Source organism: Streptomyces sp. NPDC012827 (genome assembly GCF_042900905.1).
GTDB classification, from domain to species: Bacteria; Actinomycetota; Actinomycetes; order Streptomycetales; family Streptomycetaceae; genus Streptomyces; species Streptomyces gulbargensis.
Genome location: NZ_JBIBBY010000006.1, coordinates 125313 through 145572, shown reverse-complemented (window position 1 = coordinate 145572; position 20260 = coordinate 125313). Strand labels below are relative to the sequence as shown.

Genomic DNA, 20260 nt, shown 5'->3' with positions numbered 1-20260 from the left:
TCTCTCGGCCCCCGTCGAGACGTCTCCCGTGAACTCTCCGGTACGGGCGGGGCGCGCGTCGGCCGTCGCGCCGGACGGGCCCTCCACGGGTCCCCGTGTTTGTACCATAGTCCATCGATGGATTGTGGTGCTAGAAGGGGGGCGGGGGAGCGGCCGCACCGCGCGGGAAGGCGCGGCCGCTCCGTCCCTGGATCAGCCGATGTCGGCGGCGATGCTGGCCGCGCTCTCGTCCCCGAGCAGGCGGCTGGCCGGGATCTCCACCCCGAGATCCTGCCGCAGCGTGTTCTTCAGCTGAATGGCCATGAGGGAGTCGAGGCCCAGGTCGCGCAGCGGACGGCGCGGATCCACCCGGTCCACGGTCGTGCCGAGCACCCGCGCCGTGTGGATGAAGAGACGGCTCACCGACGGCGTGCCGGCCCGAGTCCCTCCCGCCCCCGGCTCCTGCGGCCGGTCGGCCGGTTCCGCCACCGTGACCGGTGCGTGCGGTGACACCGGCTCGCGCGGTGCCACCTGCTCGTGCGCGGCCGGCGCGCGCACCAGGCGCACGCCCCGGAAGTCGGCCAGCACGCGTCCCTCCGGCGAGGTGAGCAGAAGGTCGCAGTGGACCCGCTCCGCGCCGGCGCCGCCGGTGCAGCGCGCCGTGCTCCAGACCTCCCCGCCCGGCTCCCCGGCCAGCAGGACGCTCTCGAAGGAGAGCGGCAGGTACGCGGCCCCCGCCCCCTCGGGGCCCGGCCAGGCGCCGGCCATCACCAGCAGCCCGGCCTCCAGGGCCCCGCCCGGGCAGGACGCCGGTATCCGCAGACGGGCCACCGCCTCGTTCTCGCCGCGCCACAGCTGCTCCACCGCGCGCAGCTCGGGCGCCACCGTGTATCCACGGGCCCCGACCTCACGGTAGAAGTCCCCGCCCGGCACGTACGTGCCGCAGCGGGCCAGCGCTCCGTCCCGCTGCCCCGGCCCGGGTTCGTACGACGGTACGGTCCCGGCCCGCGCCGTCCCCGTCACGCACGGCACCGCTCCACCGGTCCGGCCGGAGAGCGCCTCGACCGTGAAGCGCACCTCCCCCCACTCGGCGGCCTGTTCGAGACGGATCCGCAGACTGGTGTCCCCGGCGTCGGCGAGGTCCGGCAGCGCCTCCCCGAGCCGGACGTCCCGCAGCAGTACCGCCGCCTCGCCCGTGAGGTCCCGTACCGCCTCGGCCACCGCGTGGAGGTGCACGGCGGGCGGGACCGGCGAGAGCCCGCGGACCGACACGCCTCTGCCCAGCCGGTCGACGCCCAGGCGGGAGAGGCGGACCCGGCGTTCGGAGAGGACCGCCCCGGTCGCCCCGGGCGCCGCCGGCGCGGGGGAGGGCACCCGGCCGGCGCCGTGTCCGTGGTCCGGTTCCGGGCGGAACTCCTCGGTGTCCCACGGGTACCGCGGCAGCGGCACCCGGGTGCCGCCGCCCGCGCCGTACCAGCGCGCCCAGTCGACCCGTACCCCCAGGCAGAACGCCCGGCCCACGGCCCGGACGGACGCCCGCCCTTCCGCGTGCCCCCGGGTCAGCGTGGACACGGCCTTCGGCGGAGAGCCGAGCGCCCGCTGCGCCTCCGTGACCGCCTGGGACAGCAGCGGATGCGGGCTGACCTCCACGAACACCGCGTCGTGCTCCTCCGCGATCCGGCGCACGGTGTCGGCGAAGCGCACCGGCCGGCGCAGGTTGTCCACCCAGTACCGGGCGTCGAGTTCCCCGTCCCGCACCGGCGCGCACCGGACGGTGGAGAACATCGCGGTGCGCGGTGCGGCCGGCCGCACCCCGGCGAGCCGGTCGAGGAGGTCGTCGCGGATCTCGTCCATGACGGGGGAGTGCGAGGCGACGTTGACCTTGACCGGCCGGCAGAGGACACCGCGCGCCTCCAGCTCGCGGGCGATCCCGTCGAGCACCGTCACGTCGCCCGCCAGCACCGTGGCGCACGGCGAGTTCTCCACCGCCACGCAGACCTCGTCGCCGTACCCGGCGAGGAGGTCGTGCGCCTCGGCAGGCGAGAGCTCCGTCGCGAGCATCGCGCCCCGCCCGGCGAGCCGCTGCATCAGGGTGCTGCGCCGGCAGATCACCCGGGCCGCGTCCCGTACGGACAGGGCACCGGCCACGCACGCCGCGGCGGTCTCGCCCATGCTGTGGCCGACGCACAGGTCCGGTTCCACGCCCAGGGCCCGCCAGTGGGCGGCCAGCGCGACCTCCACGGCCCACAGGACCGGCTGCACGACGTCGACGGCGTCGGGCAGCTCCGCCTCCTCGTCCAGGAGCCGGTCCACGACCGACCAGCCGAGCTCCTCGCGCACCGCGGCGTCGCACTCCAGCAGGGCCGCGCGGAACGCCTCGGAGGTCGCCAGGAGCTCCCGCCCCATGCCGTGCCACTGCGAGCCCTGACCGGGGAAGACGAACGCCGCGGGGCGGGGGCCGGCGAAGCCCGCCTCCTCGGTTCCGCCGTCGGGGGTCGATCCGTCCGCCGCCAGGACCCGCAGCACGCCCGCCAGTTCGTCGTGGGAGTCACCGACGGCCCAGAGGCGGAAGGGCAGTGCGTCCCGGCCGGTCGCCGCCGAGCGGCACAGCTCCCGCAGGTCGTGGCCGCGGCCCGCGCCGCCCGGCTCCAGGTGGGCGGCGTACCGGGCGGCCAGACGGCGCAGGGCCCGGGGGGAGCGGGCGCTCAGCACCAGCAGGTGCGGGCGGGCCGTCTCGGCCGGAGCGGGCGCGGAGGTGTCCGGCACCGTGGTCGCGGCCCGCGCCCCGGGCGCGTCCGGGGCCGGGACGTACGTACCGATCACCGCGTGGGCGTTGGTGCCCGAGAGGCCGAAGGAACTCACTCCGAGCACCGCGCGCCCGCTCCGGCGGGGCAGCGGGGTGTTGCGGTCCACCACCCGGACCGGGCTGCCGGGTGCCGTGAGCGCGCTTCGGGGGGACGTCAGATGCAGTGAGGCCGGGACGAGGCCGTGCCGGGCCACCAGGACCGCCTTGATGAATCCGGCGATGCCCGCCGCGGCCTCCGCGTGGCCGATGTTGGTCTTCACGGAACCGACCAGGACCGGCTCCCGTACGTCCTCCCCGTCGCCGCCCAGCGCCTCGGCCAGCGCCCGCAGTTCCACGCCGTCGCCGACGGTGGTGCCGGTGCCGTGCGCCTCCACGTAGTCCACCTGCGCCGGTGTCACGCCCGCGCTGCGCCATGCCGCGCGCAGCATGGCCGCCTGCCCCGGCACGGCGGGCTGGAGGAGCAGACCGCTGCCGTCGCCGTCGTTGGTGACCGCGCTCCCGAGCAGCAGCGCGTGCACGGGGTCGCCGTCGGCGAGGGCGTCGGGGAGCCGCTTGAGGAGGACCGCGCCCACGCCCTCGCTGCGGACGAAGCCGTCCGCGGCGTCGTCGCCGAACTTGCAGCGGCCGTCCGGCGCGAGCATCCGGCCCTGGGAGTAGGCGATGGCGTCCGTGGGGGCCAGGATCGCGTTGACGCCGGCGGCGACGGCGAGGTCGCACTCCCCGGTCAGCAGGCTCTGGCGCGCGGTGTGCACGGCGACCAGCGAGGAGGAGCAGGCGGTGTCGAGGACGAGGCTGGGGCCGCGCAGGTCGAAGGCGTGGGAGACGCGCCCGGCGGTGACGGCGCGGAGCCGGCTGCCCGCCATCGCGCGGACGTCCGCCGAGGCCGGCGCACCGGTCGTCTCGCCGTAGTCGGCGGTCGCCTGGCCGACGAAGACGCCGGTGGTGCTGCCGCGCAGTGAGGAGGGGGGGATGCCGGCGTCCTCCAGGGCCTCCCACACGACCTGGAGGAGGAGGCGCTGCTGCGGGTCCATGGCCCGGGCCTCGCGCGGCGAGATGCCGAAGAAGGCGGCGTCGAAGCCGAACAGGTCGTCCAGGAAACCGCCGTGACGGGAAATCAGCTTGCCCGGGGTCGCGGGCTCGGCGTCGTACCAGGCGGAGACGTCGAATCTGTCCCGTGGGACCTCCGCGACGGCGTCGGTGTTGTCCACCAGCAGTCTCCAGTAGTCCTCCACCCCAGCTGCCGAGGGGAACCTGCACCCCATGCCGATGATCGCGATCGGGTCAACCGTGTTCACTCGAAGGCCTTCCTGACGGTCCAGCGGTCCAAAACTATACCCAAGGGCAAATTTGTTCTGGAGTCTTTCATGTGACGACCTGATGAGCGGAGTGTTACGCCGGAGTGAGCGGCGAAGGCAGGCCACTTGACCGGCTTTTGGGACGTCCTTGACCTGGCCTGTTCCCTCGGCGGCGAGGGCGAGTAAGGCATGCTCCATGGGCTCCGGTCAACTGTTGAACTCAAGTCCATGTTTGTGCTTCAGTGAGCGGGCCGAGAGGCGGCCCCGCGGATCCCGCGCCGGTCCGCCGCCCTCGTCCGCCCTGCGCGCGGCCCCGCCCCGCGTCACCCCCACCCCCTCCATCCCTCACCCCCACCACGAGGAGCAGGCATGCTGAACACCAGGAAGCTCGGCCGACAGGGCCTGGAGGTCTCCGAACTCGGCCTCGGCTGCATGGGCATGAGCCAGTGGTACGGCGCCACCGACGACCGCGAGTCGATCGCCACCGTCCACCGGGCCCTCGACCTCGGCTACACCCTCTTCGACACGGCCGAGGCCTACGGCCCCTACGACAACGAGGTCCTTCTCGGCCGCGCCCTCGCCGGCCGCCGCGAACGGGCCGTCATCGCCACGAAGTTCGGCTTCCCCATGAAGCTCAAGGACGGCAGCACGGCCGAGGCCGACAGCCGGCCCGCGCACATCGTGGAGGTCGTCGAGGCCTCCCTCCGGCGCCTCGGAACCGACTACATCGACGTGCTCTACCAGCACCGGGTCGACCCCAAGGTGCCGATCGAGGACGTCGTCGGCACCATGGCGGAGCTCGTCCGGCAGGGCAAGGTCCGCCACATCGGACTCTGCGAGGCGGGCGAGAACACCATCCGGCGCGCCCACGCCGTCCACCCGCTCTCCGTCGTCCAGAGCGAGTTCTCCGTCTGGGAGCGGAACCTCGAGGACGGCATCCTGCCGCTGCTGCGCGAACTCGGCATCGGCCTCGTCGGGTTCTGCCCGCTCGGCCGCGGCTTCCTCACCGGCGGGGTCCGCCGCGCCGAGGAGTACCCCGAGGACGACTTCCGCCACCACGACCCCCGCCTGCAGGGCGCCAACTACGACCAGAACATGGTGATCGCCGCCCGGGTCAGGGAGGTCGCGGAGCGCCACGGACTCACCCCCGCGCAGCTGGCCATCGCCTGGGCGCTCCACCAAGGCGACGACATCGTGCCGATCCCCGGCACCAAGCGGCGCACCTACCTGGAGGAGAACACGCGCGCCGCCACCGTCACCCTCGACGCCGCCACCCTCGCCGAACTCGACGGCGCCGTCCGCGCCGGCACGGTCGCGGGCCCCCGCTACAACGAGCGAATGATGGCGTACATCGACCGCTGAGCCTCCGCCTCCCGCAGCAGCAATCCGGCACGGCCGGACCCCGACCTCTCAGGAGCAGCAGTGGAGACATCCCCCATACCGTTCTGGCAACAGCGCTGGCAGGAGCGCCGCTCGCCCTTCGCGGAGGAGTGCCGGCAGGCCCGGGACGCCCTCCTGGCCGACCTCAAGCAACCGGAGGCGGCCCAGCGGCGCGTGCTCGCCGACGTCATCGACGTGAGCGCCGGCTCGGTCCACTGGAAGGAACGCGGCTACAGCGCCGTGGCCGAGAACCACGACCTGTTCCGCACGGTCCTCCCCGTCATGCGGTACGAGGACTTCGTCCCCGAGATCGAACGCGAGACCCGCACCAAGGGCGGCGTGCTGACGTGCAGCCCCGTCCTGCGCTGGTTGAAGACCAGCGGAACAACCGGCGTGCCCAAGCGCGTCCCCTACACCCTCCACTGGCTGCTCACCTACCGCATTCCCGCCATGAAGGCGATGTGGGGCACCTACCTGGAGCACCACCCGGAACTGCTGGCCCACCCGTACGCCACCCTCGACACCCAGACCGTCCGCGAGGACGTCTTCGACTTCGTGCACGGCATCGGCCACCAGGCCGTCAGCAACCGGCACCCGCGGATCAACAGCCACGACTGGAACCCGCCGTGGTACGAGTCACCGTGGTTCGGGCCCGACGTGCCGAACACCCATGAGGGCCGCATGTACCACCGGCTGCGGCACCTCGTCGGCAAGGACCTCCACACCATCTCGGCCATCAACCCCAGCACGCTGATCTCCCTGCGCGACCTGCTCGCCGAGCACGGTGCCGAGCTGGTGCGCGACCTGCGCGCCGGGACCCTCGAAGGCCGGCCGTACGGCGCACCGGACGAGGAGGCCGCCCGGCACCTGGAAACGGTGCTGCGCGACCCGGACTTCAGCCTCACCGACGTGTGGCCCTCCCTCTCGCTCTACACCTGCTGGCTCTCCGCCTCCGCCGGGCTGTACGCCGCCAAGCTCGACGCCGTCTTCCCCGGCGTGGCCAAGCTCCCGTTCATGAGCTGCGGCACCGAGGGCGTCACCACCATCCCGGTCGACGACTCCCTGCACAGCCAGCCGCTCGCCGTCGGCCAGGCGTTCTTCGAGTTCGTCCCCGCCGACGTGCCGCTCGGTGAGCTGGTCGAGCGCGGCGAGCCGGTGGAGACGCTGCTGTTCGACCAGGTGGAGCCGGACCGCGACTACCACCTGATCATGACGCAGGGCAACGGGCTCTACCGCCTGTGGACGGGCGACATCTACCACGTCGACCGGATCGTGGACGGCACCCCCTGGGTCCACTTCGTGCACCGCGCCGGCATCTTCCACTCCTTCACCGGCGAGAAGATCACCGAATCGCAGGTCACCCAGGCCATCGAGCGGGGCCTCGCCGCCCACGGGCTCGGCACCGGCCTCTACATGTGCGGACCGCACTGGGGCGAACCGCCCCACTACATCGTCGTCACCGAGGCCCCCGAGCCGTCCCCGGCACTGGACCTCTCCCTCTCGGCCGCCGTCGACACCGCCCTGCACGACATCAACATCGAGTACGCCTCCAAGCGGGACAGCGGCCGGCTCGGCGCCCTGGAGGTCGTCACCGTGCCGCACGACGCCATCACCGCCTACATCGAGAGCCGCCGCCAGGCCGGCAACGCCACCCAGTACAAGTACAAGCCGTTCCAGCAGGACATCGAGTTCGTCGCGGCCGTCACCGGCCGCTGAAGGGGGGAACGCGGAACATGATCGAGACCAAGAGGCCACCGCAGAACATCCGCCGCGAGATCATCGGACTGCCCGTCGACGGCGCCGAACTGGCCCTGCACCTGTGGCGGCCGCGCGGACCGGTGAAGGGCGCCGTCTTCTACTTCCACGGCCTCCAGTCGCACGCCGGCTGGCTGTGGGAGGTCGGCCCCCAGTTCGCCGACAACGACATCGCCTTCTTCGTCCTGGACCGGCGCGGCAGCGGTATCAGCGGCGGCCCCCGGCACGAACTGCCCGACGCCGACACCGTCCTCGCCGACTACGCCACCGCCGTCGCACACGTACGCGACACCATCGGCGACGACATCCCGCTCTCCCTCTTCGGCCACTGCCTCGGCGGCTCCTTCATGGCGGCCCTGATGCACCACCCCGACTTCACCACCCGCTACGACGCCGCCGTCTTCTGCTCCGCCTGGCTGGGCAAACTGCACGCCACCCTGGACGACGAGCAGCGGCGCCGGCTGGCCGCCGAGACCGCCACGGACCTGTGGGACGCCGGACTGCGGTCCGAGGACTTCACCGACGAGCCGCGCCACCGCCACTTCATCGACCACGACGACCTGGCCGTCCGCGCCCTCACCCGGCGCTCCCGTGCCACCCTCCTCGCCCTGGAGGAGCTGTACATGCGGCCGAGCCGCACCCTGCCGCCGGTCCCGGCCGCCTTCGTCTCCGGCATCGCCGACCCCCTCTGCGACCTCGACGACGCCCGCCGCACCTTCCTGCGGATGACCGGCAGCCACGGCGCCCTGCTCCAGTTCGCCACCGACAAGCACTACCTCTTCTACACCGGCGTACGGGAGCGGCTGGTCGACTGGGCGTCCACCTTCACCCTCCTCCAGGGGCTGGACCGCGATGCCTGAGGACGCCGGGGCCACCCTGTACCGGGTGCGGACGCCGATGGCGGTCGGCTTCGACCACCCCGCCCAGCGCCGCACCCGCGCCGACAGCCTGCTGCTGCGGCTCGACGCCGGCGGGACGAGCGGCCTCGGGGAGTGCGCCCCCCGCGCCTACGTCACCGGGGAGACCACCGCCTCCGTCACCGAAGCGCTCCAGGACGTGCCGATGGACGCCGTCCTCCACCGGCTGCGGACCGACGACCCCGCCGCGCTCCTCGCCGCGCTCCTGGACCGGGGCTTCTCCGAGACCTTCGGCGTCCGGGGCGGCAACAACCTCCTGTGCCTCCTGGAGACCGCCGTCCTCGACCTGCTCGGCCGCCGGCTCGGCCTCGGCGGGGAAGGGCTCGTGCCCCGGGACGGCGCCCCCGCCGCCCGCCCGGCGGCGCTGCCCGTCTCCCAGGTGCTCGACCTCGGCCTGGACGTCGAGGAATTCCTCGACACCCGCGGGCCCTTCCACTTCGTCAAGGTCAAGGCCTCGCGGGACATCCGCCGCGACCTCCGCACCGTCACCGCGATCCGCGCACGGCTCGGCGACCGGGTTCCCGTCCTGGTCGACGCCAACATGAGCTGGACGCCCGAGGAGGCCCCCGGTCACCTCACCGCCCTGCGCGACCACGGCACCGACTACGTGGAGGAGCCCCTCGCCAAGGGTTCCTGGGCGGACCTCGCCCGGCTGCGCGCCCTCGGCGGTCCCCGCCTCATGCTGGACGAGTCCGTCTGCACCCCGGGGGACCTCATGACGGCGGTCGCGAGCGGAGCCTGCGACCTCGTCAACATCCGCGTCGCCAAGAACGGCGGACCGGTCACCGCCGGGAAGATGATCGACCTCGCCCGGCGCGGCGGCCTCGCCTTCCAGATCGGCGTCCAGGTCGCGGAGGTCGGACCGCTGATCACCGCCGGTCGCGCCCTCGCCTTCGCCCACGCCGACGCGGTCACCGTCGAAGCCGGCCAGTCCGACCGCTTCTTCCCCGAGATGGTCGTCTCCCCGCGCCCCGCCGTGGACCGCGCCGCCAACACCGTGAGCCCCCCGCCCGGCCCCGGATTCGGGCTCGAACCCAACGCCCACGCCGCGCCCTGGGCCGTCCTGCGCCACCGTGCCGGCGACCCGGCCGGGTGGCGGGCCGCCGCTCCCGGAGGGCCGGACGGCCACCACGGCGCGGAGCCCCAGGACCGCCGCCCCGCGTCCCGTACGAAGGAACACGCATGACGACCACCTACTTCTCCGACCTCGTGGTCGAGTTCCTGCACCAGCAGGGCATCGACAAGGTCGCCTTCAACCCCGGCGCCTCCTTCCGCGGCGTCCACGACTCCCTCGTCCACGCCGACAACGCCGGCATCGCACCCGGCATCGTGATGACCTGCCACGAGGAGATCGCCGTGGCCGTGGCCCACGGCTACCACAAGGCCAGCGGCCGCCACATGGGCGTCCTCGTGCACGCCAACGTCGGTCTCCTGCACGCCTCCATGGCCGTCTTCAACGCCTGGTGCGACCGGGTCCCGCTGTTCGTCCTCGGCGGGAACGGACCCGTCGACGCCGGCAAGCGCCGCCCGTGGATCGACTGGATCCACACCTCGCAGAACATCGAGTCGGTCGTCAAGGACTACGTGAAGTGGTGCGACCAGCCCGTCGGCCAGCGCGCCACCGTCGAATCCCTCTACCGCGCCTTCAAGCTCATGAACACCCCCATGCACGCCCCCGTGTTCGTGGCGCTCGACTTCGACGTGCAGGAACAGCCCCTGGAGGACGGTGTACGGCTCCTCCCGGCGAGCGCCACCGAGCCGGCGCGGCTGCCCGCCCTCGGCGACGAGGACCTGGACGACCTGACCCGCCGGCTGCTCGACGCCCGGCTGCCCGTCCTGGTGGTCGACTTCTCCGGCCGCGACCCGGGCACCGTGGCGCCGCTCGTCGCGCTCGCCGAGGCCCTCGGCCTGGCCGTCGTCGACCGCGGCAACCGCATGAACTTCCCCACCACCCACCCCCTCAACGTCAGCCACACCGGCACCGACCTGCTCGCCGAGGCCGATCTGGTCGTCGCCCTCGAGGTCCAGGACCTCGTGGGCGCCCTCGGCGCCATCCTCCCGCTCACCGATCAGGGCACCCCCGCCAACGGCGCCGACCTCGTCACCATCGGCTTCAACGAACTCCTCACCAGCAAGTGGGCCGCCGACTACCAGCAGTTCGTACCCGTCACCCGGGCCGTCGCCGCGGACACGGCGGGCACCGTCGCCGCCCTGCGCGCCGCCGCCGAGGACCCGGACGGTCCCTTCGCGGCCCCCGCGTTCGTGGAGCGCCGCGAGGAACGCGCCAAGGTGTTCGCCGCCCGGCACACCGAGGCCCGCGCCGACTGGGCCCGGCAGGCCGAGGAGACGAAGGCCCGGCCCCGGATCCACGTGGCCGGCGCCGTGGACGAGATCCACCGGGCCGTACGGGACGAGGAGTGGATCCTCACCAACACCGGCAGCCTCACCATCGACGGCTGGGTGAAGAAGCTCTGGCCGCTGGAACGGCCCGGCAGCTACCTGGGCCTCAACGGCGGCGGCGGTCTCGGCTACGGTCTCGGCGCCTCCATCGGCGCCGCCCTCGCCCACCAGGACGGCCCGGCGCTCTGCGTCGACCTCCAGGCCGACGGCGACCTCCTCTACACGCCGAGCGCGCTGTGGACCCTCGCCGCCTACGACGTCCCGCTCCTGGTCGTCGTCATGAACAACCGCCTCTACCTCAACTCCACCCAGCACGCCGCGCGCATCGCCGGCCGGCGCGACCGCGACATCGACCGGGCCCACATCGCCACCAGCTTCTACGACCACCCCGTCGACTTCGTGACGATGGCCCGCTCGTACGGCATCCACGCCCTGCCGCGCGTGGAGCGCATCGACGCGGTCGCGCCCGCCGTACGCGAGGCCGTCGCCCACATCAAGGAGCACGGCAAGCCGGCCCTCGTCGAGATCCTCATGGAGTGAGCGCCCCCGCGCGCAGGACCCCGCGCGCCGAACCCCCGCCCCCCTCACGTACGTCCTCCAGGAGGCACCCACCATGACGGTGGTCTTCGAATGCGTCCACGACAACCGGCGGCACCTCGGAACCGGTGTGCCCGACGACGGAGCCCCGCTGCTCCTCCACCCCCTCGGCGACGACACCCTGGCCGGCCTGCTGCGCGGCACGGACGGCTCCCCGGAGGCCGTGTCCACCGTCCTCGCGGAGCGCGGCGCGCCGGTGAAGGTGCCGGCCGCCGAGCGCCACCGGGTGCGCATGCTGCCGCCGCTGCTGCCCGACCACCCGGGCGACGCCCTGGTCAGCGGCTTCATGATGACGCACAACGTGAAGGTCGACGCCGAGGTCCCGGACCAGCCGAACTGGTTCGTCAAGGGGCTCGGGGACGTCCTGAAGGTGTCCGGCGAGCCGCTGCGCGTGCCCGGGGACGCCGTGGCGGTGTGCGAGGAGGCCGAGGTCGTCCTCGTCTACACGGGCGACGAGCACGGCGTCCCGCGCTACACCGGCTACACCTTCGGCAACGACGTCACCGACATCGGCCGGTTCAAGCGGCACCCGGGACACCTGTCGTACGCGAAGCTCTGCGACGCGGGCGTGGCGCCCTGGCTGCACCTCGGCCCGCCGCCCCGCTCGGTGACCGGCGAGGTCACCGTCGAGCGGGACGGCGCCCCGGTGTGGAAGGGCCCCTTCACGACCGGCACCGACGCACTCCACTACGACCTGCCCACGATGATGTCCCGCCTCTTCGCGCACGAGGCGCTGCACCGCCCCGGCCGGACGCACTACGTGTACATCGGGGCGGACCGGGGCAGCTTCCACGCCGGCTTCCGCACGGCCGACGGCGACCGGGTCACGATCGACGTCGCGAGCCACGGCGTACGGCTCTCCCACACCCTCGCGTGGACCGGCCGGCCGCAGGCCGGCCCGGGGCGGGAGTGAGCGCCGTGACGGTCACGGCCCCCCAAGGCGCGGGGAGCGGCGTGGCCGCCCCGGCCGCCCGCCGGCTCAGCGACATCGAGGCCTCGTTCGCCTGGACGCACGCCCTCATGCGCGGAACGACCCAGGTCACCACCCATGTCACCGTCCGCGGCGACCTCGACCCCGCCCGTCTGGGGGAAGCCGTCCGGCGATGGGCCGCCGCGCTGCCGATCCTGTCGCTCCGCATCGACGAACGGCCCGACGGCCTGTGGTTCCGCCCGGAGCCCGGTGCCCCGCCCCCGCCCGTCCGCACCGGCGTGCCGGACCCGGGCACCAGCCCCGACGACGTGCTGCGCGAAGAGCTCAACGACGTCCTGGACACCGGCGGTCCGCTGTGGCGGCTGCGCCTGGTCCGCGACCCGCGCGGCGGGTCCGCGCACCTCTACTTCACCCGCAACCACGCCATCTCCGACGGGCATTCGACCGGCGCCGTCCTCCGGTCCCTCCTCGACCTGCTGTACGGCCGGGGCGAGGGGCCGGGCAGTCCGTACGACGTGGGCCGCCCGGCGCCCAACGCGGACGAACTGCCCTGTCCGCCCCCGGCGGCCGGGACCGGCACCCGGCCGGACGGTCCGGAGGTGCCGGCCGCCGGCGGCCCCGCACCGCTGCCGTTCGCCGACCACCGGCCGTGGGATGAGCGGGGCACCGACATGGTCCCGCTGGCCTTCACGGCGGAGGAGAGCCTCGCCGTACGGGCCTGGTGCAAGGAGCACGGCACCACCGTCAACCAGTTCTTCGCGGTGGCGCTCGCCGCCTCGTTCGCCCAGGTGACCGGCCGGACGGAGATCTCCTTGTACACGGCCGTGTCGCTGCGGCGGCGGTACGCGCCCCCCACTCCGCTGCCCGACGTGGGCTGCTTCATCAGTGTCCTCCCCGTCCCCCTGCGGCTCGACGGCGACGACCCGGTCCGGCAGGCACGCGCCTACGCCACCGCCCTGGCGCGGGCGGACGCCGCCTGGCGCCCGCCCCGGCGGGACCACGCGGAGATCCGCCGTGCGGTCGGAAACCTGGCCGCCGCCCGGTCCTCCCCGGGGATCTGCCTCACCAACGTGGGCGTGGTCGATCCGGCGCTCGGCCCGCACGCGGGCCGGGTCACCGGATTCCGGACGGTCGTCAACCGCACGGGCGCCAACTACGGCACGGTGCTCCATCTCGGCACCCTCCACGGAGCTTTCACCGCCACCCTCGCCTTCGGCACCCCGAGCACGGACCCGGCGACGGTACGGGGCGTGGCGAAGGCCCTGCGCGACCGCGTGCGCCACCCGGGACGCGCGGCTCCCTAGGGGGTGTCCTCGTCGCCGGAGCGCAGCACCAGGTCCAGCAGGCCGGGGAAGCGGGCGTCGAACTCGGCGCGCCGCAGCCGGTTGAGGCGCTTGGGGCCGGCGTCCCGCTGCTCCAGGAGGCCCGCCTCGCGCAGGACGGCGAAGTGCCGGCTCAAGGTCGCCTTGGTGACGGGCACGTCGAAGCTGCCGCAGGCCCGCTCCCAGTCCGCGGCGCCCGCCAACTCCCGTACGAGGGTCCGCCGTACGGGGTCGGCGAGTGCCGTGAGGGCCGTCTCCAGGGGGACGTCTGCGGGGTCCGCGTGGACCGGGGGCGGGCGGTGCCCCGCGGGCTCCGCCGCCCGCCGGACCTCCTTCCGCTCCCCACGTGCCGTCCGCCCCGTCCGCTCTTCCGATGCCGTCATACCGGCCGCTCCGTCCCGCTCCGGCGATCCGTGACACGGCCGTCACGGATTGCAGAGTGTTCGATGATCTGCGTACACTCAATCATGTTCGTCTATGGACGAACACTCTAGCGGAGCCGGTGACGTCCTGCCCGGACCGACCGCCTCCCCCTCACCCCTCCACCCGTCCTCACCGGCCGCCGCACCCGGCGCGCAAGGAAGGAAGACCCGTGACCCCCACCCCGACACCCCACGCCCGGCCGGGCCTGACGCTGTTCGCGGCCTGCCTCGGCTTCGTGGTCGTCATCCTGGACGTCAGCGTCGTCAACGTCGCCACCAAGGCCCTCGCCGAGGACTTCGGGAACAGCCTGTCCGGCCTGGAATGGGTGATCAACGGCTACACCCTCACCTTCGCCGCCTTCCTCCTCACCGCCGGCTCCCTGGGCGACCGCTTCGACCCCAAGCGGATCTTCATCGCGGGCTTCGGCCTCTTCGCCCTCACCTCCCTGGCCTGCGGCGCCGCCCCCTCACTCGTCACCCTCATCGTCGCCCGGATCGTCCAGGGCGTCGGCGCGGCGATGATCGTGCCCTCGTCCCTCTCCCTGGTGAACACCAACTTCCCCGACGCGGCCGGACGCACCCGCGCCGTCAGCCTCTGGGCGGCGGCCGGCGGACTCGCCCTCGCGCTCGGCCCCGTCGTCGGCGGCGTCCTGGTCGACTCGCTCGGCTGGCGGTCCATCTTCTACGTCAACGTCCCCATCGCCGCCGTCGGCATCCTCCTCGTCCGGGCCTACGCGCTGCCCGCCACCCGCACCCCCGCCGCCGGCGCGCCGGCCCGCCGCTCCCTCGACCTGCCCGGCCAGATCCTCGCCGTCCTCGCCCTCGGCGCGCTCACCGGAGCGATCGTGGAGGCCAACTCCCAGGGCTGGACCTCCCCGCTGGTCCTGAGCTGCGCCGCCGTCTTCCTCCTCTCCCTGGCCGCCTTCCTCGCCGTGGAGCGCCGCAGCGCCGACCCGATGCTGCCGCTGCACCTCTTCCGCCGGAGGGCGTTCAGCTCCACCTCCCTCATCGGCGTCCTGCTCAACTTCTCCTTCTACGGCCTCATCTTCGTCTTCAGCCTCTACTTCCAGCAGGTGTGGGCCTACTCGCCGCTCGGCGCCGGACTCGCGTTCCTGCCCATGACCGCCGCCATCATGGCCGCCAACCTCGCCTGCGGACCGCTCGTCAAGCGCTACGGCGCCCGGGCCGTCCTCCTCACCGGCAACACGCTGGCCGCCGTCGGCTACCTGGCCACCGTCCCGTTCGTCGACTCCGCCTCGTACCCCGTCATGATCGTCCAGTTCGTCGTGGCCGGCTTCGGCATCGGCCTCGTCGTGCCGTCCATGACCAACGCCATGCTCGGCGCCGTCGACCCCGCCAACGCGGGCATCGCCTCCGGCGTCCTCAACGCCTCCCGCCAGCTCGGCGGACTGATCGGCGTCGCCGTGATGGGCCTCCTCGTCGGCCAGGCCTCCGCCGGTCACTTCCTCTCCGGGCTGCGCGCGGCCCTCGTCTGGGCCGTCGTCGCCCTCGCCGCCGGCGCCGTACTGAGCGCGACGGGCATCCGCAGGCCCGAGCAGGCCACGGTACGGGCCCCCGGGGCCGCCGCCCGCGCGGCCGCGGACGCCCGCTGACACCGCCGCACCGCACCGCCCCCTCTCGCCGAAGGAGCTCTTGTGCCCCACCTCGTCCTCGAATACTCCGGCAACGCCCGCGACCGCGTGGACCCCGCCGTCCTCTTCGCCGAACTCCACCCCGTCCTCGCGGAGGCGGGAGGCTTCCGCCTCCAGGACTTCAAGAGCCGCGCCGTCCGCATGGACCGGTTCTTCATCGGCGACGGCACCCGCGAGCAGTCCTTCGTCAACCTCGACGTACGGACCTTCGCCGGCAAGTCCCCCGAGAGCCGGGCGGCGATCACCCGGGCCGCCCTGGACGTCCTCGCCCGCGCCTTCCCCGCCACCCTGCGCGAGACCGCCTGCGACATCTCGGTCCAGATCACCGAACTGGACCGCCCGAGCTTCGCCCGGACCCGCTCCGGTGACGACGGGGACGCCCACCGCGCGGCCTGACCGCCGCCCCGCCCCTTCCCCGTACCCAAGCCCCTCCCTCACGTACAGGAGCAGACCCCTCATGAACAGCTTCACCGGCCGGCGCGTCCTCGTCGTCGGCGGCACCTCGGGCGTCGGACTCGCCACCGCGCGGGAGTTCACCGCCCGCGGCGCCGACACCGTCATCGCCTCGCGCTCGGCCCGCAAGGTCGACACCGCCCTCGCCGCGCTCACCGCCGGCGGCGGCAAGGCCACCGGACTGCCCCTCGACATCCGCTCCGACGACGAGGTGGAGCGCTTCGCCGCCACCGCCGGAACCTTCGACCACGTCGTCGTCACCGCCGGCGAGACCCCCATGGGCCGCGTGGACACCCTGCCGCTCGCCGACGCCTACGCCGCCATGGACAGCAAGTTCTGGGGTGCCTACCGCGTCGCCCGCGCCGTCCGCGTCGCACCCACCGGCTCGCTCACCCTGGTCTCCGGCTACCTCTCCCAGCGGCCCGGCCGGGCCTCCGCCCTGCAGAGCGCCATCAACGCCGCCCTCGAAGCCCTGGTCCGCGGCATGGCCCTCGAGTACGCGCCGCTGCGCGTCAACGCCGTCTCGCCCGGCCTGCTGCGCACCCCCCTGTGGGAGGGCCTGGACGACGCCGACCGCGAGCGGATGTACGAGGCGGCGGCCGGCCGGCTGCCCGTACGGCGCGTGGGCGACCCGGACGACGTCGCCGAGGCGGTGCTGTTCGTCGCCGGGAACGCGTACACGACCGGGACCACCCTGTACGTCGACGGCGGCGGCATGATCGCCTGACGCGACCCGCCGTCCGGGGCGGCGTGGACGCGCCGGGCCCCACGGACCGAGGGCCGCGCCGCAGCCACCGCCCGGGCCTCAGCCCGTGAGGCCGTCGGGCGTCCGGTCCGGGGGAGCCGTCCGCCCGCCGCCCCGCCGCTCCTCCGCCGTACCCAGGCCCGCCGTCTCTGCCGCCTCGGCCAGGACCTCACGGAGCATGTCCACCGTCAGCCGGCCGGTGAACACATTGCGCTGGCTCACGTGGTAGCAGCCGAACAGGCGCAGCGGCGCGCCCCGCCCGTCCGCCGGCGCGAGGGCGGTCCGCGTGCCGTGGCCGAACACCGGCCGGGGCCGGGGCACCGCCCAGCCCGCCGCGCCCAGGGCCGGCAGGGCCGCCTGCCAGCCGAAGGCGCCGAGGACGACGACGGAACGGACCGTGGGACGCAGCAGCTCCAGCTCGCGGGCCAGCCACGGACGGCAGGTGTCCCGCTCGCCGGGGGTGGGCCGGTTCGCCGGAGGGGCGCAGTGCACCGGCGACGTCAGCCGCACCCCGTACAGCTCCAGACCGTCGTCCCTGTCCTCCACCGTCCCCCGGGAGGCGAGCCCGAGCTCGTGCAGGGTCGCGAACAGCACGTCGCCCGCCCGGTCCCCGGTGAACATCCGGCCGGTCCGGTTCCCGCCGTGCGCCGCCGGCGCGAGCCCCACGACCAGCAGGGACGCGTCCGGCGGACCGAAGCCGGGCACCGGACGCCCCCAGTACGTCCAGTCACGGAACGCCGCCCTCTTGACGGCGGCGGTCTCTTCCCGCCAGGCCACCAGCCGCGGACACGCCCGGCACTCCACCAGCCGCCCGTCCAGTTCCGTCAGCGTCGCGGCCCCGGGGGCCTGCCGGGCGGGACCGGGAACGGCGAAGGACATGCGGGGCCTGCTTTCGCGGATCGTCGGCGGGCACCCGCGACCGGCGCGCCCGTCCCTCCAGTTGTACGAGGTCACCACCGCCCCGCACAACACGCCCCCGCCGGGCGGGGCTCGTCAGCGCTCCAGCAGCCCCATCAGCGCGCGGGCCGCCGGGCTCGTCGCCTCCGGGGCAGGCAGCAGCGCCACCGTCTCGTACACCGCCCCGCCCGTCCCCAGCAGCGGCAGGGCGCGCAGCGAGGGCCGCTTGTGCCGGAAGTGCGCCGGTACGGCGGCCACCCCCAGGTTCTCGTCCACCAGGTCCAGCAGACTGTGCACGTCGTTCACCTCCAGGGCCACCGAGCGGCCTGCCCCCGCGGCGGCGAACGCGGCGTCCGTGGCGCGGCGCGGCCCCCACCCCGGGTGGAAGTCCACGAAGACCTCCCCGGCGAGGTCCGGCGGCGACAGCTCCGCGTCCGCGGCGGCGAGCGGATGGTCGGGGTGACACAGCAGGGTCATCGGCTCGGCCGCCAGCGGCACCGGCCGCACCTGCTCCGACTCGGCCCCCGCCCGGTAGGCGAACGCCAGGTCCAGCCGCCCCGCCGCGACCTCCTCGGCCAGTGCCAGGGAGCCCTCCTGCCGGAGCCGGATCTCCACGTCCGGATGGCGCCGCCGGAACGCGGCGAGGAGCCCCGCCACCGGCACGCCCGCGATGCACTGCTCGGTACCGAGGGCGAGCGTGCCGCGCAGGACACCCTGCACCGCGGCCACCGCCTCGTGCGCCGCACGCACCTGCGCCAGGACGCGTTCCGCCTCCACCAGCAGCGCGCGCCCCGCCTCCGTCAGCGTCACCCGGCGGGTGCTGCGCACGAACAGCGGCGCCCGCAGCTCCCGCTCCAGGGCCCGGATGGAGGCCGACAGACCCGACTGGGACACCAGGAGCCGTTCCGCCGCACGGGTGAAGTGCCGCTCCTCGGCGACGGCGACGAAATGCTGGAGATGGCGCAGTTCCACGGGCCTCAGCCTAGGGGGTGTCTCGCCTCCACATCCCTGTACCCTGCCCCCCCCGCCCCACCCATGACCACATAGGGCACGGTCTCAGGATTCCCTCTGCCCATCACCCGAACGGCACGGGACGGCGCGCGGCGTCCCCGCGCCTGATTCACCACTCTGTGTGCATGAGGACGTGGGAAGACAAAGGACGGTGGCTCCTGCTGGCGGCGGGCCTCTGTGCGACCGCGATCGAACTGGGCGCGTTCGGGCTGGCAGACGTTTCGAACGCCCTGACGTATGCGGGAAGGCTCAACGGTGTCGTCTTCCTCGCGGGAGCGCTACTGGAAGTGGCGGCCGTCGTCGCTCTGAACATCCGCCGGAAGTCGAGCACGGCGAAAATCTCCGGCGTAGTGGTCCTCGTGGGTGCTCTGGTGTCCCTGCTGGCGAACTTGGTTCTGCTCATCCTTCAGCTGGACGGCTGGAGCTACACGCACTACCTCTGGGTCTGGGCACTGCTTCTGCCGTGGTCGCTCTGGGCTCTGTGGGAGCTGTCCCCGGAGGTGTGGAGCCACATCCCCCACGCCAAGGGCATCGCCGTAGGTGTGATCATCACAGGCGTCCTCGCCGTCGCCAACTTCACGTACACGCAGATCTACCAGCCTTACACCTCGAAGGCCATGCTCACGAACTCGGTTGAGTTCGGGAAAGCGACCGTGACCGCTGAGGGTGTCAGCGTGCCGGTACGCCTGCGGACCCACAACACGGGACAGGTGGGCGTGTACGTCCTGGGCTCCCTGTATCAGGTGAGTGGGAGAAGCCCTTCGCTCGTCCCGACCCCGCGGAACTCCTCGGATTGGTTCCACGACTTCGGCAGTGGGCAGCGGGACTTCATGCGGTACACGAGCGTCAAGGAGAAAGGCTATGAACTCCTTGCGCAGGGCCAGTTCATCAGCAGGTCAGGGCCGGTGTTCGTCCTGGAACCCGGCGCAGAGGTCATGACCGAGAAGATCGTCCAGTTCCCTGCCGGAGCAGACTTCGAGGTGCTGGGTGCCACCGCGAACGTCACCTTCGTACGGAGGGACCGGGTGAAGATCATCGACAACTACGCAACGTCCGGTCGCAGTTCCTGGAACAAGAAGTACACGTGCTGCTCCGAGTACGTGGCGCCGCCGTGGGTCGCCAAGAAGGGCGTCGTCCACACCATCCGCTTCCGGTCAGGCATTGTCCACAGCAACGCCCTCCTGGAGAACACCAGGGCTCCGCACTATGTCACGCTCTGGTGGGTTTTGAACGAGCCTTCGCTCGAATCCGCCTACGGTCCGGAACTCAAGGCCCTGATCGGGCCGGAGGGCGCCCAGAACAGCGAGCCGACCCCGCCCGAAGTGCGGCAAATGAAGGAGCGGTACGGCTTGGCCCATGCTCCCAGCGGAACCGTGCAGAAGGCCATGGCGGAACTGCTCGAGCCGGAGGCGGACGGTCATTGACCCGGACGTCTCGCGTGACCGTGGCTGATACGCCCTACCGATGACGTGGTCGAAGAGAAGAGTGCGGTGTGCAGCGCCTGCCGGCCCGTGGGGTGGGGCCGGACCGGTCTGCTGACTGCCTCTCCGCTGGTCAGTGGCAGGGGTGGCGTCCGTAGGGGAGTGATGGATCGTCGTTTCGTCGCTCCCGTGGAGGTCGCGGATGCCGTCGATTGTCGGATTGCTGAACAGCACGAGAACAGCTACTGAGAAAGCCTGGCACTGAATCCCATCGGAT

At 73.2% G+C, this 20260-nt stretch carries 15 protein-coding genes; 11 read left to right on the top strand and 4 right to left on the bottom strand.

Going from position 1 to position 20260, the window contains the following annotated elements; all coding sequences use genetic code 11:
- Positions 1-192: 192 nt before the first annotated feature.
- Positions 193-4080 (bottom strand): type I polyketide synthase, encoded by a 3888-nt coding sequence (locus ACFY60_RS15330; protein WP_388615540.1) that lies wholly within the window; start codon positions 4078-4080, stop codon positions 193-195.
- Between the two features lie 369 nt (positions 4081-4449).
- Here ACFY60_RS15330 and ACFY60_RS15325 point away from each other — a divergent pair, with 369 nt between their 5' ends.
- The 7 genes from ACFY60_RS15325 to ACFY60_RS15295 all read left to right on the top strand — a co-directional run bounded on the left by ACFY60_RS15325 (position 4450) and on the right by ACFY60_RS15295 (position 13364).
- Positions 4450-5442 (top strand): aldo/keto reductase, encoded by a 993-nt coding sequence (locus ACFY60_RS15325; RefSeq protein ID WP_388615537.1) that lies wholly within the window; start codon positions 4450-4452, stop codon positions 5440-5442.
- Positions 5443-5502: 60 nt separating this feature from the next.
- The gene (locus ACFY60_RS15320) at positions 5503-7176 is read left to right on the top strand and encodes a GH3 auxin-responsive promoter family protein (RefSeq protein WP_388615534.1); all 1674 of its coding nucleotides are present in this window, start codon (positions 5503-5505) and stop codon (positions 7174-7176) included.
- A 17-nt stretch (positions 7177-7193) separates the two neighbouring features.
- The gene (locus ACFY60_RS15315; RefSeq protein ID WP_388615532.1) at positions 7194-8075 is read left to right on the top strand and encodes an alpha/beta hydrolase; all 882 of its coding nucleotides are present in this window, start codon (positions 7194-7196) and stop codon (positions 8073-8075) included.
- Positions 8068-9318 carry an enolase C-terminal domain-like protein gene (locus ACFY60_RS15310; protein ID WP_388615529.1) on the top strand — a complete coding sequence of 417 codons (1251 nt, stop codon included), beginning with the start codon at positions 8068-8070 and terminating at the stop codon, positions 9316-9318. Before ACFY60_RS15315 ends, ACFY60_RS15310 begins: the two co-directional genes overlap by 8 nt.
- The gene (locus tag ACFY60_RS15305) at positions 9315-11072 is read left to right on the top strand and encodes a thiamine pyrophosphate-binding protein (protein ID WP_388615527.1); all 1758 of its coding nucleotides are present in this window, start codon (positions 9315-9317) and stop codon (positions 11070-11072) included. Before ACFY60_RS15310 ends, ACFY60_RS15305 begins: the two co-directional genes overlap by 4 nt.
- A 73-nt stretch (positions 11073-11145) precedes the next feature.
- Positions 11146-12042 carry an FAH family protein gene (locus ACFY60_RS15300; RefSeq protein ID WP_388615525.1) on the top strand — a complete coding sequence of 299 codons (897 nt, stop codon included), beginning with the start codon at positions 11146-11148 and terminating at the stop codon, positions 12040-12042.
- 5 nt (positions 12043-12047) lie between these two features.
- Entirely contained in the window at positions 12048-13364 is a 1317-nt protein-coding gene (locus ACFY60_RS15295; protein WP_388615523.1) for a hypothetical protein, read from the top strand.
- Here ACFY60_RS15295 and ACFY60_RS15290 read toward each other — a convergent pair.
- Positions 13361-13765: an ArsR/SmtB family transcription factor gene (locus ACFY60_RS15290; RefSeq protein WP_386336147.1), complete on the bottom strand. Its 405-nt coding sequence runs from the start codon at positions 13763-13765 to the stop codon at positions 13361-13363. The two genes, ACFY60_RS15295 and ACFY60_RS15290, sit on opposite strands and share 4 nt — an antisense overlap.
- A 209-nt stretch (positions 13766-13974) precedes the next feature.
- On the opposite strand from ACFY60_RS15290, the gene ACFY60_RS15285 reads away from it, so the two are divergent.
- From ACFY60_RS15285 to ACFY60_RS15275, 3 genes are all read left to right on the top strand, one after another.
- Positions 13975-15417, top strand: coding sequence for an MFS transporter (locus ACFY60_RS15285; protein WP_388615519.1), 1443 nt, complete (start codon positions 13975-13977; stop codon positions 15415-15417).
- Positions 15418-15459: 42 nt separating this feature from the next.
- Positions 15460-15852: a 5-carboxymethyl-2-hydroxymuconate Delta-isomerase gene (locus ACFY60_RS15280; RefSeq protein ID WP_388615515.1), complete on the top strand. Its 393-nt coding sequence runs from the start codon at positions 15460-15462 to the stop codon at positions 15850-15852.
- Positions 15853-15913: 61 nt separating this feature from the next.
- Positions 15914-16636, top strand: coding sequence for an SDR family oxidoreductase (locus ACFY60_RS15275; protein WP_388615512.1), 723 nt, complete (start codon positions 15914-15916; stop codon positions 16634-16636).
- Positions 16637-16714: 78 nt separating this feature from the next.
- Here ACFY60_RS15275 and ACFY60_RS15270 read toward each other — a convergent pair whose 3' ends face one another.
- Together ACFY60_RS15270 and ACFY60_RS15265 are read right to left on the bottom strand one after the other, a co-directional pair.
- Positions 16715-17533: a uracil-DNA glycosylase gene (locus tag ACFY60_RS15270; RefSeq protein WP_388615510.1), complete on the bottom strand. Its 819-nt coding sequence runs from the start codon at positions 17531-17533 to the stop codon at positions 16715-16717.
- Between the two features lie 114 nt (positions 17534-17647).
- Positions 17648-18523, bottom strand: a complete 876-nt coding sequence (locus tag ACFY60_RS15265; RefSeq protein ID WP_388615507.1) for a LysR family transcriptional regulator — start codon at positions 18521-18523, stop codon at positions 17648-17650.
- Between the two features lie 164 nt (positions 18524-18687).
- Here ACFY60_RS15265 and ACFY60_RS15260 point away from each other — a divergent pair, with 164 nt between their 5' ends.
- Entirely contained in the window at positions 18688-19986 is a 1299-nt protein-coding gene (locus ACFY60_RS15260) for a hypothetical protein (RefSeq protein ID WP_388615505.1), read from the top strand.
- Positions 19987-20260 lie beyond the last annotated feature (274 nt).

Coding starts and splice junctions, on each gene's coding strand:
- ACFY60_RS15325 (WP_388615537.1), top strand. CDS start 4,450: ATGCTGAACACCAGGAAGCTCGGCCGACAGGGCCTGGAGGTCTCCGAA.
- ACFY60_RS15315 (WP_388615532.1), top strand. CDS start 7,194: ATGATCGAGACCAAGAGGCCACCGCAGAACATCCGCCGCGAGATCATC.
- ACFY60_RS15310 (WP_388615529.1), top strand. CDS start 8,068: ATGCCTGAGGACGCCGGGGCCACCCTGTACCGGGTGCGGACGCCGATG.
- ACFY60_RS15305 (WP_388615527.1), top strand. CDS start 9,315: ATGACGACCACCTACTTCTCCGACCTCGTGGTCGAGTTCCTGCACCAG.
- ACFY60_RS15300 (WP_388615525.1), top strand. CDS start 11,146: ATGACGGTGGTCTTCGAATGCGTCCACGACAACCGGCGGCACCTCGGA.
- ACFY60_RS15290 (WP_386336147.1), bottom strand. CDS start 13,765: ATGACGGCATCGGAAGAGCGGACGGGGCGGACGGCACGTGGGGAGCGG.
- ACFY60_RS15275 (WP_388615512.1), top strand. CDS start 15,914: ATGAACAGCTTCACCGGCCGGCGCGTCCTCGTCGTCGGCGGCACCTCG.
- ACFY60_RS15270 (WP_388615510.1), bottom strand. CDS start 17,533: ATGTCCTTCGCCGTTCCCGGTCCCGCCCGGCAGGCCCCCGGGGCCGCG.
- ACFY60_RS15260 (WP_388615505.1), top strand. CDS start 18,688: ATGAGGACGTGGGAAGACAAAGGACGGTGGCTCCTGCTGGCGGCGGGC.